This is a genomic window from Wolbachia endosymbiont (group B) of Eucosma cana (genome assembly GCF_947250645.1).
Lineage (GTDB): Bacteria > Pseudomonadota > Alphaproteobacteria > Rickettsiales > Anaplasmataceae > Wolbachia.
On record NZ_OX366334.1, the window covers coordinates 442,827 to 458,782 of the forward strand.

The following is a 15,956-nucleotide window of genomic DNA, read 5'->3' on the forward strand; positions in this document are numbered from 1 at the left end:
TACTAGACACAACCTAATCTGACAGTAATGAATTAACTGACAGAAGAACTGAGGTAGTTAAAACTAATATCAGTCTCTTGTGTAATGTTACTAATATTTTTCTGAGAAGCAATGTGTTTGCTATCAAGAAAAGTCTGCATAGGTGTTTTGCCATAACAGTATTTACCTGAGTGAGGTCTGCTCTCATTGTAAGAACGCAACCAATGATCGACATCTATCTGAAGATCTTCTAAAGAATTGTAGATTTTCTTGCGAAAAATAATATTGTAACACTCATCTTGCATAGTTTTGTGGAATCTTTCACATATGCCATTAGTTTGTGGAGAATAAGCTTTGGTTCTAGAATGATCAATATTTTCTACTCCCAAATATAACTGGTACGCATGATTCCCTGGTTTGCCACAATACTCTGTACCCCTATCAGTTAAAATGCGTAGCAATGGAACTTTCTGTTCATCAAAAAATGGTATATTGAGAAGATCTGCAGCTGTGATAGCAGTTTTCTCCGTATAAAGCTTAGCGAAAGCCACTCTAGAGTAGGTGTCAATAAAAGTTTGTTGATACCAATACCTTTGATATTACCTACATAATAGGTATCTTGACTACCTAAGTATCCAGGGTGTTGTGTCTCAATTTCGCCATTGGCCTCTTTATTGTTCCTTAGTTTTTTCTAAAGCAGCAACTTGCTCCTCTGTTAAAATTATACCGTCTTGGACCACCTTTGCTTCCAGCGCCTTCAACCTCTTTTTAAAATTTTCGAGTTTGCCATATTGACCTTATGCCGCTAGCAGATATTAGAATTCCTTTTTTCTTTAATTCATTAGCTGCTCTTTCTTGTCCATATGCTGGAAACTCTACTAACTACTGCTTCTTCTGTATCCTTTGGTACTCTATTGGCAAGTAATGGTTTGCTTTTGTTTATCTCGTATAATGCTTTTTCCCCTCCTGTTTCATACAGCTCTTTGAAGCGGTAAAATGTATCCCTTCATTACTCTACACGCCTGTGATACATTTCCTAATTGCTTTGCAAGTTCTAGCAACCCCAACTTTGGTTTTAGTATTTTTTCTTGTGTTTTACTCATATCTGACACTCCTTTAAAATTTATTTATATTTTTATCTTACTTTGTTAATCTGTCAGATCAAGTCTAAACTATTACAAAATTAACACATCTCTTCCAAGGGCTCTATATTGAAAATAGAAAGTCCAGAAGCAATGACGTATGCTAAGGCTTGGACAAGAAATATTCTTGCAGCGGTGAGGTTTAAGTTATTCTCCAGTATAAACCGCATATTTAAATCACTTTTGCCATATCCCCATAAAACGTGAAACGCTTCTGCAACTTCAAGTAAGTAGAAAGTGATTCTGTGTGGCTCATAGAGCCTTGCCGCTATTTCTACCACATCTGGCCACTTTGCTAAGGTTTTTATGAGGAAGAGCTCCCCATCAGTCTTTAAAAGTGAAGGATCTGCTGTTGGAAGCTCTTTTGGAGCATTACGCATTAACGAATGAGCACGGGCGTGCGCATATTGCACATAAAAAATAGGGTTGTCTTTTGATTGTTCTTTAACTTTAGCAAAATCAAAGTCCAAGACCATATCATTCTTGCGTGTCAGCATTATAAAACGAGTGATATCCCTGCCAACTTCCTCCACTACATCTCTTGCTGTTAGGAAGTTTCCTGATCTTTTGGACATCTTAACAGGTTTTTCATTCTCGAAAAAATTCACAATATTATGCAGTTTTACCTCTATTTTTGCTTGATCATCACTGAGCGCAGAGACGACTGCTTTTAGCCTTTTGACATAACCACCGTGGTCACTACCGAGCTCTACGATCATATTGTTAAAACCACGTGATATCTTATCAAAATGGTAAGCAATATCCGATGCAAAATAAGTCCAGCTACCATCCTCTTTTTTTAGTGCGCGGTCAACATCATCACCAAATGTTGTAGAGCGAAATAACATTTCTTTTCTAGAAGTCCAACTTTCACTTTCTTTGCCTTTTGGTTTCTCCAAGTATCCTTCATACACAAGACCCTTATCAGATAATATCTTTATACTCTCTTCGATTTTGCCACTTTTTTGTAGCTCATACTCTGAAGTAAAGACATCATGACTTACTCCAAGTAAGTTCATGTCTTCCTTTATTATCTCTAAAATGGAACTTAAAGTATACTCTCTAATTATTTGATTATCCTCCTCTTCTCTAAGCTCCTTGCCATATTTTTTAGCTAGCCCCTCCCCTATTGGTTTTAAATATTCACCTGGGTATAAACCTTTTTCGATGCTAATTTTTTCTCCCAGAGCTTCCTTATACCGCAAATATACTGACTTTATTAGTGTATCTATCTGCGCTCCAGCATCATTAATATAGTATTCCTTAGTAACTTTATAACCAACTTTTTTCAATAAATTTGCCAAAACGTCACCAAATACTGCCCCTCTTGCATGACCAATATGTAGTGGCCCAGTTGGATTTGCGGATACAAACTCAACATTGATGGCCTGATTGTTTCCAATGTTGAGAGTGCCAAACTCCGTTTTTAGCTCATTTATTTGCTTTAAAATCCCATGCCATACTTCCATTTTCAAGTGCATATTGATGAACCCAGGACCTGCTATTTCCACTTTTGCAACTTCATCAAAAGATTTAAATTCTTCTGCTAAGATCCCTGCAATCTCAACTGGATTCTTTTTTTCATGCTTTGCAAGCACCATAGCAACATTTGTGTAAATATCTCCATGCGCTCTATTGCTTGGAGGCTCTACGATAAAGTTTATTGCATCCGTGCTTATAACACCCCTTTGTTTCAACTCATTCAATTTACTAAAGATTAGAGAGGAAATCTGCTTAAAAATGTTCATCAACTAGAAAAACTATGAAAACCTCCAACAATATAGCGAATAAGTGGGGCTAGTTGAAGGTTTATCTTAACTATTTTATCTTCCTGGATCAGAGTTTATATTAAGTCGTTGCCGTAACCATGGTAAGAGAAAGCCATACTTTCGCTGTAACTAAGATTATCATTATTAGTCGCAGGTTCAGGATCATGTTCTTTCTCTAGTTTATTCTCAGGATCATGTTCTTTCTCTAGTTTATTCTCAGGATCATGTTCTTTCTCTAGTTTATTCTCAGGATCATGTTCTTTCTCTAGTTTATTCTCAGGATCATGTTCTTTCTCTAGTTTATTCTCAGGATCATGTTCTTTCTCTAGTTTATTCTCAGGATCATGTTCTTTCTCTAGTTTATTCTCAGGATCATGTTCTTTCTCTAGTTTATTCTCAGGATCAGGTTCTTTCTTCAGTTCATTCTTAATAATTTCTTTCAGTTCATCCTTAGTCTTATCACTCAGCTTAAACTTAAGACTTTTCTCTAGTTCATTCTTAATACTTTCTTTTAGATCATTCTTAGTCTTACCACTAATCTCAAACTTAAGACTTTTCTCTAGTTCATTCTTAATACTTTCTTTTAGATCATTCTTAGTCTTATCACTAATCTCAAACTTAATACTTTTCTCTAGTTCATTCTTAATATTTTCTTTCAGTTCATTTTTAGTCTTATCATCAATCTCAAACTTAAAACATTTTTTCAGTTCATTCATAGTCCTGTCATCAATCTTACACTTAAGATCTTTACCACATTTATCATGAATCAACTTACTCTTATTGACTTTACAATCATCCAACTTTGTAAACAAATTAACTCTTACCATATCATTTACAAAACATGTATTAGTTGGCATTGGATGAGCATAGGCGCTTTTAAACATAAAATAACTCCATCAATAAATAAATTTATCAAACAATTAAACATAGAATAATGTGTGTACTAACAATACACACATTATATTACTTTTATAGAAAATAAATATTCGAGTCTGCCGCTTGTGTATTGTGATCAGTAGCAAGAACCATGATTATGCTAGAGTTCAATGCATCCACACATTTATCACATTCTATAATGCACCCATTTGTCTAGACCATTTTTTTCAAAGTGATCCGATTTTTAAAATGAATATGTTGATAAATACGTCGACACACATTTAAAGTATTTATCAATATATTCATTTACTGTTTATGATAATAAAGATCAGCAGGAACTTTATAATGTAGAGTCTGATGTCGCCTTCTATAGTTATACCAAGCAACAAAATCATTTATTATAAGATTTAAATCTCTGATACTATTTGGTCTATAATAATATATAGCTTCTTGCTTTAAAGTTCTCCATAAGCGCTCAACAAATATATTGTCGAAGCAACGTCCTTTATGGTCCATACTGATTTTAATATTAGCACGCTCTAATTCCATAATAAAGTTGTAGCTAGTAAACTGCACCCCCTGATCACTATTAAAAATCTCAGGTTTACCTTGTTTTAGAGCTTCTTTGAGAGTATAAAGGCAAAATCCAGCATCGAGATATGGTGATAATGAATGAGCAATAATATAGCGACTATACAAGTCCATTATTGCCACAAAATAGATAAACTTACCTTCTACCATAATATATGTTATATCAGTAGCCCATACCTGATTAACTCTACAAATAATCAAATCTTTGAGTAAATAAGGATATATTTTATGCTTTTTTTCTTTAATACTTGTATTACATCTTTTTCTACAATACAGCCCACTAATCTTCATTTTTTTCATAATTCTTAAGATTTTTTTGTGATTGACTACTACTCCACTCGCTATGATTTCAGCAGTAATTTTACGATATCCATAACGGCAATCAGAAGCCAAATATACTTCTTGAATCAAATTTGCTACTTCACTTTCGTTATTAATTATAGGCCTATAATATAGGCTAGATCTGCAAATCCCCAATAAATCAGCCTGTTTCCTAATTGACAGATCAGAATCTTTTTCTATAAACCTTACTCTATCTTTTTTGCTTATTTCAGTAATTTTTTTTTCAAATAGCTATTTTCCACTGTCAATTCTCCTATTACTTTATGTAAACTTTCTATTTCTTGCGCTAAGATTCTTTGTTTTCTCGCACTTTCACTTTCTTCAACAAATAGGTCTTTTAACCTTGCCAATACTCTATCACGCCAATCATATAGATTTGTTGATGGTATTTTATATTCACTACATATCTCAGCTGTGCTTTTTTGATTTTTTATTGCTTCCAAAGCTATCTTTGCTTTTAACTCTGGTTCATATTTTTTTGTTGCCATACTTTTACCCCTTTACCTTCCTACTCGGATCAACCATTTTTTTTTGGTCTAGTTTATGGGGTGCATTATATTGCAAGCTTTTTTATGTCAAATGGTATCGATTTATCATCATCTTTAGATTCAGGCTTAGGTTCAGGCTTAAGTTCCGGACAAGGTAGACAAGCAGGAGCAGGTGGACAAGATGGTATATTTATATCGGGAAGCTGTATATTTAACTCAAGTCCATTATCGTACGGGTTAAATCTATTATGGTCACATGGATCAAAGTTATGATACCATGGATTGAATTTATGATGATGCTGTGGATTAATCATCCAGCCCTTGGGTGCATAAGTACAAGGGTCTACACGTGAAGAACAATTGTAATACCAATTCCCGTTACACGGGAAACAGATAGACAATAATGGAAGAAAAGCCATAATGAAATAAGTGAAATAGTTTAGGTATAAATGGCACTCAGATCAAAATTATTGGATGAAGAAGTAGTAAAATCAGCAAAAGAGATGCTGAAGAAAGTAAGGAATAATGCATATGTTTCAAAAAAACTAAACGCTGTAATTGCAGCAAAAAAGTACAGTATAACGTCTGTAGCAAAAATATATTGCATTTCAAGAAAGGCACTAACTTCGTGGATAAAACTCTTGAAATTTGGCAGAGAAGAAAAACTGTTTGCTCCTCGATCACGCCGAAGAAAAACTAAATTAAATCAGGCTCAACTACAGCAAATTGAAGCATGGATAGAAGAAAACCCTAATATTACCATTAAAGAAATGAGAATAAGAATACAGGAAAAGTTCGACTTAAATATTAGCAAATCTACAGTACACCGCCATATGCAAAAGATGAAATTTTCATATATTACACCAAGACCAGTACACAACGTACAAGATAAAAGTAAACAAGAGGAATTCAAAAAAAAATCTCAATGAAGTTATTGGAAAGTATCCTGAAAAAGAGCTATTTTTCTTTGATGAATCAAGGTTTGGCACACATTCGAAAGTTGGGCATGGATGGTTTAAAAAAGGTACTAGAACTCGGGTTAAAATAAAGTTAGGTAGGCATAATTTTTATCTCTACAGTGCAGTTAATCCTAAAAATGGAGAGAGTTTTAGCTTATTTGCACCAAATGTTAACACTGATTGCATGAATATATTTCTTGAGCAAATGTTGCAATATCTAGGGACAAGAGAAGCTGTTCTTGTTATGGACTGTGCTAGTTGGCATAAGTCAAAAAATTTAAAGGTACCTAAAAACATTGAGATTATATACCTACCTCCATATTCACCTGAACTTAATCCTGTTGAGAGGCTTTGGTTATATATAAAACAGAACATTTTGCGCAATAAAATATACAGTACTATTGCTTTGCTTGAGAGCACTTTATGCAAATTTCTTACCTCTCTTGCTACTTCTACAATTAAACAACTCTGCTCTGTTTCCTATTTGACTCCACAACAATGAGAATTGGTATAAGTCATAAAGATCCTAAAAAAATAACAATCTTATTATTGTAAGATAGAAAGGTTAACAAATTCATAACCTTGAGGTTAAAATTAGCATATACAAATACAATACATTTAAAACACGACTTTAACATAGGAGATATTGAAACTAAAAAGCTTTGCCACAGCAAAATAATGCTAAGATTTCAAGAAAAAGCTGTCAGTAGTCAAATTAGTTGTGTGACTGAAATAAATTTTGGTAGAACTGCTATAGCCACTGCAAATGACAAGCAAGCATCTGTTTATTATATTTTTAAGCAAAATGTGAAGCACATGGGAAACCATGTGCTATTCAAAGTACGTGTAGGAAGAGTGGCAACACATATATTTGTCAGTGATCCAAACTTAGCAAAAATAATCAAATGTCTCACAATAAGGGTTATGATATATATCATAATGGCTATTATATGAGTTAAAATGATTATGGCACGAATTAGTAGGATAAGGTACAAATGTAGGTGGACAAGATTGTGCACAATTCGATACTGGTGCTTGTAAAGCTGTTGGTACATTATAAGTCATACTTGATACCGGTGCTTGTAAGCCTGGTACTGGCAAATTAAAAGCTGTGTTCGATACTGGTGCTGGCAAACTATGAACCATAGATTGTAGCTTTGGTAGATTACTGTAAAACATAATGATCCTTAAAAAATACTATGATATTATTATAAGTTAAAATGATTAAAGATTTAATAATTTGATTGCTAGATCTAGTATATCACTAATGTTACGATTTAAATTTCCCCTCAGCTCTTATTGTATCTTCACCAACTTTGCATACAGCCCATCTTTACTCATTAGAGAGTCATGAGTTCCTACTTCTTCTACCTTCCCGCAATTAATCACTATAATCTTGTCAGTTTTGAGTGCGGTTGATAGCCTGTGCGTAATTATAATTGTTGTTCTATTTTGCATTAATTTACTCAGTGCTTTTTGCACTAGGTTCTCACTTTTATAATCAAGAGCAGAAGTTGCTTCATCAAGTATTAAAACCTGAGGGTTTTTGAGTATGGCCCTTGCTATTATAATACGTTGTTTTTGTCCTTCAGAAAGTTTCAGTCCTCTTTTTCCTACAAATGTATCAAATTTATCCGGTAGCTTATCAATAAATTCCATCGCATAAGCGCTGATAGCTGCTTGCTTCACCTCTTCATATTCAGCATCTGGTTTACCATATAGTATATTTTCCATTATTGAACAAGAGAATATCATATGGTCTTGTGGCACTAAGCCAAACAACGATCTGAGGTCATTTAGCGCAATTGATTTAATGTTGTGCCCATCAATAGTAATGCTACCTTTATTTGGATCATGAAAACGGAGCAGAAGTTTTAAAATGGTGCTTTTACCACTGCCAGATGGTCCAACAATTGATACTGCTTGACCTGCCTCTATAGAAAATGATACGTTATTTAATGCTGGCTTATCAGCATAAAAAAATGTTACATCGTTAAACGCAATTTCTTTTTGAATACTATTAATTCTTATAGGATTTTCGCCATTTACTATAGAGCTTTTCATGTTCGTAAACTCAAACAAACGCTCTACTATTCCAAGACCTCGTTGTAAATCACTGATATTATCGCTCAAATTATTTATAGCTCCTGCCGCAAGCGCTGAATAAAACACAAATGAGGAGAGTTCTCCAATGGTCATATTATTACTTAAGACTTCTTTTATTCCAAAAAAAAGCAAAATAACTAGCGAACCTATCACACACGTGATAACTAGAGTTACTAAAATAGCACGCAAGAGTACTAATTTTACGTATGATTTTGATACTGAGTTTAGATGTTTCTGAAAACGAATTTTTTCATTTTCTTCTAGTACAAATGATTTAATGGTTACTATAGATCTAAAATTTTCCTCACTAAATGATGCAAGCTCACTTAATTTATCCTGAGCAAAGCGTGCATAATTGCGAACTTTTTTTCCAAGTGAAGTCATGATAATGAGCAGTATGGGTATTATTGCAGCTGCATATGCGGTTAAATGTAGATTTGTGTATAACAGCATTGCAACACTACCAGTTAGTACCACTGTATTCCTCAATATTGTCAGTAAGCTGCTGTTTATTATCGATTGCAATGCAGAGGTATCAGTAATGAGTGCTGAGATAACATCTTGCACACCTGTATTCTCAAAGAAACTTGGTTGTAAATCAGTAATACTGCTATATAAGTCATATCTGATTCTTGCGACAACTTTTTCGCTGCCAATGCCAATGAAATATAACCGAATAAATGCAGTGAAAGAAATGCCTAAAACTATCAGTATTGAAACTACGAGCTTGGTAGTAAAGTTATGCTCTGCGCCAGAATCAATTATGTTGCTTAAGCCCCTACCAAAAAGAAGAATCGTTAAAGCTGAAAATAGAACTGCAATAAAAGCTACGGTAAAATAATGTAGATTAGGTTTTATATAATAAAATAACTGCTTAATGTTAGATCGCATTTTATTTTAAAGTTAAGTATTTAGCTTCAGGAAAAAGTTACAATATTAGTTTACAGTGTACTTCGTTAGAACAATACGTTCAAGAAACTTTAGCTTGATTTCTACTCAAGGAAAAACGCTGCGAAATTACAGAAAGTTAGCAAAAAAACTACTGAATAGACCAGAGTTTATTTTGTTCCAATGTGTAACGCCACTATTCCATAGCTCATATTATAGAACTCAACATTCTTAAAGCCTACCTCTTCAATTTCCATTTTAAAATTAGTTTGAGTTGGAAATTCTCTGATGCTTTTCACTAAATATTCATAAGAACCCTTATCTTTAGCAACTATGCTACCAATTTTAGGAATTACTTTAAATGAGTATAAGTCATAAAATTTGGTGAATATCTCATTTTGATAATGCATAGGGGCAAATTCCAAGCAGACAAATTGTCCATTTGGCTTTAGTACCCTATATGCTTCACTTAAAGCCTTCTTACGGTCGGAAAAGTTTCGAATACCAAAAGCTACTGTATAATAATCAAATTCGGAATCTTCAAATGGTAAACTCTCTGCATTTGCACATACCCAATTGAAATTTAGCTGATTTGAATTTATAGCTTTATCACGCCCTTTGTCCAGCATGTTTTGATTTATATCACATACTGTAACTTGAGCACTTGGCTCCCCTCTTGCTATTCTTATAGCTATATCTCCTGTTCCTCCAGCAATATCCAAAACCTTGGAGTGCTTTTTAAAATTCACACTACTTACCATCTTCTCTTTCCATAGCCTGTGCATTCCAAGGCTCATTATATCATTCATGATGTCGTAGCAATTTGCTACAGAATCGAAAACCTCTTTAACTAGTTGTGATTTATCCATATTTTATATAGAGATTGCTTACATAATTATTTTAAACTTTAGCAGTTAAATTAATATACTAATGAGAAAAATATACTACAATTAAACATATTTAATCCAGTAAATCATTAGTGTCGACAGCTTTTTCACAAAATATCATCTCCCTTATTATGATATTATCTGTAGCAGTTGTTGATATGGCAACAGACTTATACTCAGTTGCATTGCCAAGTATTGCCAACTATTTTAAGGTGAAAGGTAATATAGCGCAGCTTACGATCAGTTTAAATTTAGTAGGAATTGCAATATCTGGATTAATTTATGGCCCATTGTCAGACTATTATGGCAGGCGCCTAATAATGCTGATTGGTATGACAATTTTTACTTTAGCAAGTATTGTATGTTGTATAGCTGATAATATTATACTTTTAATATTAATCCGGTTTATACAAGGGGCTGGAGCTGGTGTTGCAGGCGTTGTCGGATATGCAGCAATCAGGGATATGTACTCAGGTAGTGAATACTCAAGAGTAATCTCAAAGTTAAATATGATAGTAGCACTTTCACCTGGAATAGCTCCAGTGGTAGGCAGTTATATAATTTCACATGGTTATAGTTGGAAGTTTTTGTTTTTTATCATATCACTTGCCGCAATTATTATGCTCATTTTTATTTACTTGAAGCTACAAGAAACGCTGACCGTAAATAAAAGTAAAGCCAGTATTAATATCTTCAAGCAGTATATATTAATATTTAAGAATTATCGTTTCCTTGGGTTTTCAGCCATTCATGGATTAACTTTCATGTGGCTTTGGGCATACATTGCTAACTACCCGTTCATATTTGAATCAATGGGCGTTGAAGTACAATATTTTGGCTATCTCATATCAATCATAGTTATATTTTACATAATTGGAACTTTAATTAATAGAAGGTACGTACCAAAAATAGGAGTGAGCAAGATGTTAATAATAGGTTTGGTATTACCGATGATATCGGATGGTTTATTGGTATATTTTTATCTCACAAACAAGTTAAGTGTACTTATTCTTCAAGTTCTTTGGATTCCGAGCAATATCGGGCTTGCACTCGTAATCAGCAATAACGTAACTTCTGCTTTAGAAACAATCAAGGGTATAGGGCTTGGTAGTGCAGTCCTCTCATTCTGCAATATGATGTTTGGAGCTATTGGAATATATATAGTAGGGAAATTTTTTCGTTATGGTATTTTACCGAATTTACTGTTAACAGTTGCATGTTCTATAATTGCAATTCTTATATATAGTTTACTTAAATATACTGAAAAACACAGAGAAGGCTGATTACAATAGATTTCTTATATAACCTTATGAAGGTGTAATTTCGGTATGTGGCGCTGGCATCCAGAGAACTTTATCTGCAGAGTTCATTGATTATTAGCAACTGTACCATGATAATACAATTTCTATAGAAAAGTGCAGATGAGTGGCAATTTTATTGATTACACACATTTTAACAGCTCCCTAAATCAGGGTGAGAAAGTTCGATTAGCTGAAAAGACTCACAAAGTTAGGGAAATCTTCTTAAAATATATCAGCAATGATGTTCATAATATGTCAGTTGAGGTTCTTAACACCTATGATTTTGGAAAAGAATATAATGATATATTCAAACAACCAAACAGTATTCATGTACAATTTGGAGATGTTGGAGATAAAGTATTAATTTACTCATGGCCTCGTTACAACGAGTTTGATGAAAGTAAATGGAAAAATTTTCTATCACAACTAACAAAGGATCATAATCTAAAATTTATTGGAACTGGGCCACTTGAGTTTAAATATGAAGGTTTTAATTACAGTGTGTATCCTCCAGCTTTCAACTTTTCACAAAAAGAAATATCTTCAAGACAAATCAATAAAGTTTATACCCTTTTCAAAGCGACAATTTCTGATGATTATAAAGATTATGAACCTTTAGCTTTCAGCTTTTCACAAGAAGAAGTAAATAAAATTATAGAAAATATTAAAAGATCTCATAAGTCAATAAAAAAGCAAGTCATTGACCATTACCAATCATCAGGAAAAGATTTTGTTAAAAATGATTTAGACTTCATAAAGATTGGTACCGATATAAATAATAAAAAAAGATTTAGTTCTGTAATATATTTTAACAAACCCAATGGTGTTAATGAAATTAAATTAGAATTATATAAAGCGACTCCCTTACACTTATTTGCTAAGCTTGGGGACAGTTTTTTTCAGCAGCTAGAAGATGATCTAGATAAGGGGGCAGATGTTAATGCAATAGATGAAAGTGAAAAGACCCCTTTACATTATGCTGCTAAAAATGGTCATATAGAAATAGTAAAAATTCTATTAGCAGTAGACGGAATCGATATCAATGTAAAAGACAAGGATGAAAAAACTCCTTTTGATTTAGCTAAAACAGAAGAAATAAAAGCTCTATTATTACAAATCATAGAAAAAACTGATGACAGTTCAGCATCGACAGATAGTGAAGGAGATCAAGAGGAAGATACTGAGCAAGAAGGTAATGTGCAACCAGTGATACAAGTAGAGGAAAAATCACAGGAAATCATTGTAGAAGAAGTCAGTGATGTACAAATTGAAGATGCTGATAATGGACATTCTATTGACATAGCACTTACACAAAATGGTGTTAATCCACGAAGTGAATCATCAACAAATGAAGAACAGCCGAGCTCTTTTTTTGATAATTTGCTTAATATAATTATGAAGCCCTTTTCTTTAATTGCATCATTTTTTGGTGGTTTTTTTTCATGGTTGTTTGGATCTGATGAATCATCAACTGAATCTGATCAAATAATTGCACCGAGTAACTCAGGAGGAGAGGAGCTAAAAAACTATCAAGAGAGTGACAATAATATTATATAATAGATTTCTTGCATAACTGGAGTGCAAAGAAAAATCAGTTTCAAGTGAACCCCTTATTGTCATTCAAATAGCTGACACTGGAATGGCTTTATTGCATCACTCTTCGGATAATAGGTAACGTGGAATGAAGCTATCTCAAATTTAGCCATGCCTATATCAGTAATTTTGTTAAGCAAATAACACTTGAGCTCTCTCACGATTAACCTCAGATTTGTTTCTAAAACTAAACCAAAATGTTTGCTTCAGTCGCGAGAAAAAACTTTCTATATAAGATCTCTTCCCATAATTTATCTCTTTTTTCCACCTCTTCATACCATCTTCATCATATGACTTTATGAGCTTGATTGTAGAATTTCTCTCATCCATATAATCCAACTTTGGATGCTCTACTGCATTATTTTGCGGAGGAATCCTTGTCTTTATGTCAAGCTCATCGCACAGTTTGTATAACTTCTTTCGATCTGTCTGCATATAGTGTGCTTATATTATATTAACATCAATCCTTGCAATAAGATCACATGCTCCATAGTGGTCAGAATAAACTCCACCACTGTATTTTGCTGCTATAACTTTTTTGCTACCTATCTCTAGCATTACATCTTGTTTGCTCATAGCGGCGATACTTTCTATCTGTACCATTTGCCTTGCTATGACCTGGAATATTATTGTACTATCTATGGCAATCTCAATATCTTCTGTATTATTTTTATCATGTCTTCAATTTTGATGTTAAGTTTTTTAAGCCTTCTTGAGGCCTGTAATAACTTGCAAGTTTTGCTCAAGGTACCCTGCTATAAATCCCGCTGTTTGTCTCAGACCTATTCTAAATAAATAAGTTATTATGTGAACCAGAATCACGACCTTATCGCTATAAATATAGTTGCCAACAGCCATTTTTGGACCTTTTTCGTACCAATTTTCTATGGCATCATTGACGTAATAAAAAATATTTACCCTCTCTTGGAGAAATTTGTTATATTCATGGCAGTTACTGACTCTCATTTTTTGTGGCATATTTTTCTTTAGTAGGTTAAATGCTTGTCTTATAGTGAATTTTGTCAGTAACTGCCAGCTCTTTTTATTTGACCTATGCAACAAAGCCCACTGGAATCCAGATTTTTATCAGGAACGTTGATTACTCTTTATTCTTCGCCCTTCCTGCACGTTTACGTTCATTTGGATCGAGGAACTTCTTACGCAAACGTATAGATTTTGGAGTTACTTCTACCAATTCATCATCGTCTATATATGCTATCATATCCTCCAGTGTCATTATTTTTGGTGGAGTAAGCTTTATAGCTTCATCGCTACCTGAAGCTCTTACGTTTGTTAATTGCTTACCTTTAAGTACATTTATTTCTAAATCATTGTCACGACTATGCTGACCGACAATCATACCACAATATACCTTATCTTGTGGCTTAACAAACATAATTCCCCTATCTTGCAGATTGAAAATTGCATACGCTACTGCTTCGCCTTTGTCTGTTGAAATTAAAACCCCATTACGCCTTCCGGAAATTGAACCTTTATGTGGAGCATAACTGTGAAATAAACGGTTGATTATACCAGTGCCGCGAGAATCAGTTAAAAATTCTCCTTGATAGCCAATTAATCCCCTTGATGGCACTAAAAATGTCAACCTAGTTCTGCCACTACCAGAAGGTCTCATGTCAGTTACTTCACCTTTTCGAAAGCTAAGTTTTTCCATGATGATTCCACTATACTCATCATCTACATCAATTACTACTTCCTCTATAGGTTCAAGTTTTTTGCCATCTTCTTCTTTAAACAGCACTCGAGGCCGTGAAACTGAAAGTTCAAAACCTTCCCTTCTCATATTTTCAATCAGTACCCCAAGCTGCAACTCACCACGTCCACCTACTTCAAATGCTTCACCACTTGGAGCCAAAGTTACAGTAATTGCAACGTTTGTTTCTGCTTCTGCATATAAACGATCTTTTATAACAGTTGAGGTAAGTTTTGTTCCCTCTTGCCCAGCAAAAGGTGAGTCATTCACGCTTATAGTAATCGCCATTGTTGGCGGGTCAACTGGAGTTGAGCTGATCGCAGTTGTAACTTCTGGTGCTGCTATAGTGTCTGAAACTGAAGCTTTCTCAAGTCCTGCAATGGCAATGATATCACCAGCTACAGCTTGCTCTACTGGAACGCGTTTTAAGCCAGAAAATGAGAGTAACTTAGTTAATCTCCCTCGCTCAACCACTTGACCATCAAGATCAATTACCTTAAGATCTGAGTTAACTTGCGCAATTCCTTGGTAAATCTTTCCTGTCAATATTCTGCCAAGAAATTTATCAGATTCAAGTAAAGTAACTAGCATAGCAAAAGGTGCATTTTGATCATAAACGGAAGGTTTTATGTAATCTATCACCGTTGAAAATAATGGGCTTAAATCTTTTCTCTCATCAGATAGCTCCTTAGCACACCAACCATTTCTACCTGAAGCATAGAGTACTGGAAAATCTAGTTGCTCGTTGGTTGCATCAAGGTTAAAAAATAACTCATATATTTCATTTAGTACTTCATCAATTCTGCTGTCTGGTCGATCAACCTTATTGATTATCACAATCGGTTTTAAATTTGCCTTTAGTGCTTTTGACAACACAAACTTAGTCTGTGGCATTGGACCTTCTGCAGCATCAACCAGTAGTAATACACCATCTGCCATGCAGAGCACCCTTTCCACTTCTCCACCAAAATCCGCATGTCCTGGTGTATCAATGATATTGATTTTCTCATCACCCCACATTATTGACGTACATTTTGCAAGTATTGTAATCCCACGTTCACGTTCTTGATCACCACTATCCATCACTCGTTCTTGAACTTCTTGATTCTCACGAAACGTGCCACTTTGTTTTAACATGTTATCAAGTAAAGTAGTTTTTCCGTGGTCAACGTGTGCAATTATTGCAATATTGCGGATTGATTTAAATTCACTCATTTCTTATCATTTCAAATTTAATTTAATAACAAGTATACGTATAATATATTTAGAGTAAATAACTAAAGCCGTGCTTTCAGAGTATTTTAGGCAGATCATGGAACTC

The 15,956-nt window shown here is 34.0% G+C and carries 10 protein-coding genes and 2 pseudogenes; 3 read left to right on the plus strand and 9 right to left on the minus strand.

Features of this window, described 5'->3' with window-relative positions; translation table 11 throughout:
• Positions 1-32 precede the first annotated feature (32 nt).
• From OOK99_RS02130 to OOK99_RS02150, 5 genes and pseudogenes are all read right to left on the minus strand, one after another.
• Positions 33-1,082: pseudogene (locus tag OOK99_RS02130) on the minus strand (IS481 family transposase).
• A gap of 80 nt (positions 1,083-1,162) precedes the next feature.
• Positions 1,163-2,869: an arginine--tRNA ligase gene (argS, locus tag OOK99_RS02135; protein WP_264720040.1), complete on the minus strand. Its 1,707-nt coding sequence runs from the start codon at positions 2,867-2,869 to the stop codon at positions 1,163-1,165.
• Between the two features lie 95 nt (positions 2,870-2,964).
• Positions 2,965-3,774 (minus strand): hypothetical protein, encoded by an 810-nt coding sequence (locus OOK99_RS02140; RefSeq protein ID WP_264720041.1) that lies wholly within the window; start codon positions 3,772-3,774, stop codon positions 2,965-2,967.
• 298 nt (positions 3,775-4,072) lie between these two features.
• A protein-coding gene (locus OOK99_RS02145; RefSeq protein WP_214303219.1) for an IS3-like element ISWpi17 family transposase occupies positions 4,073-5,187 on the minus strand; the annotation gives its coding sequence in 2 pieces (ribosomal slippage) (positions 4,073-4,914 and positions 4,914-5,187; 1,116 coding nt in all).
• Positions 5,188-5,252: 65 nt separating this feature from the next.
• On the minus strand, positions 5,253-5,606 hold the full coding sequence (locus OOK99_RS02150) for a hypothetical protein (protein WP_264720042.1): 354 nt from the start codon (positions 5,604-5,606) through the stop codon (positions 5,253-5,255).
• A 30-nt stretch (positions 5,607-5,636) separates the two neighbouring features.
• Between OOK99_RS02150 and OOK99_RS02155 the strand changes: the two genes are divergently transcribed.
• Positions 5,637-6,648, plus strand: a protein-coding gene (locus tag OOK99_RS02155) for an IS630 family transposase (protein WP_264719384.1) whose coding sequence is annotated in 2 segments (ribosomal slippage) — positions 5,637-6,098 and positions 6,100-6,648 — 1,011 coding nt in all. Because the reading frame shifts where the segments join, the coding sequence is not laid out codon by codon here.
• A gap of 794 nt (positions 6,649-7,442) precedes the next feature.
• Here the strand turns inward: OOK99_RS02155 and OOK99_RS02160 are convergent.
• On the minus strand, positions 7,443-9,143 hold the full coding sequence (locus OOK99_RS02160) for an ABC transporter ATP-binding protein (RefSeq protein ID WP_264720044.1): 1,701 nt from the start codon (positions 9,141-9,143) through the stop codon (positions 7,443-7,445).
• 167 nt (positions 9,144-9,310) lie between these two features.
• Positions 9,311-10,009 carry a bifunctional demethylmenaquinone methyltransferase/2-methoxy-6-polyprenyl-1,4-benzoquinol methylase UbiE gene (gene ubiE, locus OOK99_RS02165; protein ID WP_264720045.1) on the minus strand — a complete coding sequence of 233 codons (699 nt, stop codon included), beginning with the start codon at positions 10,007-10,009 and terminating at the stop codon, positions 9,311-9,313.
• 149 nt (positions 10,010-10,158) lie between these two features.
• On the opposite strand from ubiE, the gene OOK99_RS02170 reads away from it, so the two are divergent.
• Entirely contained in the window at positions 10,159-11,310 is a 1,152-nt protein-coding gene (locus OOK99_RS02170; RefSeq protein ID WP_264720047.1) for a Bcr/CflA family efflux MFS transporter, read from the plus strand.
• Between the two features lie 138 nt (positions 11,311-11,448).
• The gene (locus OOK99_RS02175) at positions 11,449-12,885 is read left to right on the plus strand and encodes an ankyrin repeat domain-containing protein (protein ID WP_264720049.1); all 1,437 of its coding nucleotides are present in this window, start codon (positions 11,449-11,451) and stop codon (positions 12,883-12,885) included.
• A gap of 125 nt (positions 12,886-13,010) precedes the next feature.
• On the opposite strand, the pseudogene OOK99_RS07125 reads toward OOK99_RS02175, so the two are convergent.
• Both OOK99_RS07125 and typA read right to left on the minus strand, forming a co-directional pair.
• Positions 13,011-13,899: pseudogene (locus tag OOK99_RS07125) on the minus strand (transposase); the annotation flags it as partial.
• Positions 13,900-14,020: 121 nt separating this feature from the next.
• Positions 14,021-15,850, minus strand: a complete 1,830-nt coding sequence (gene typA, locus OOK99_RS02195) for a translational GTPase TypA (protein ID WP_007302691.1) — start codon at positions 15,848-15,850, stop codon at positions 14,021-14,023.
• Positions 15,851-15,956: the final 106 nt, after the last annotated feature.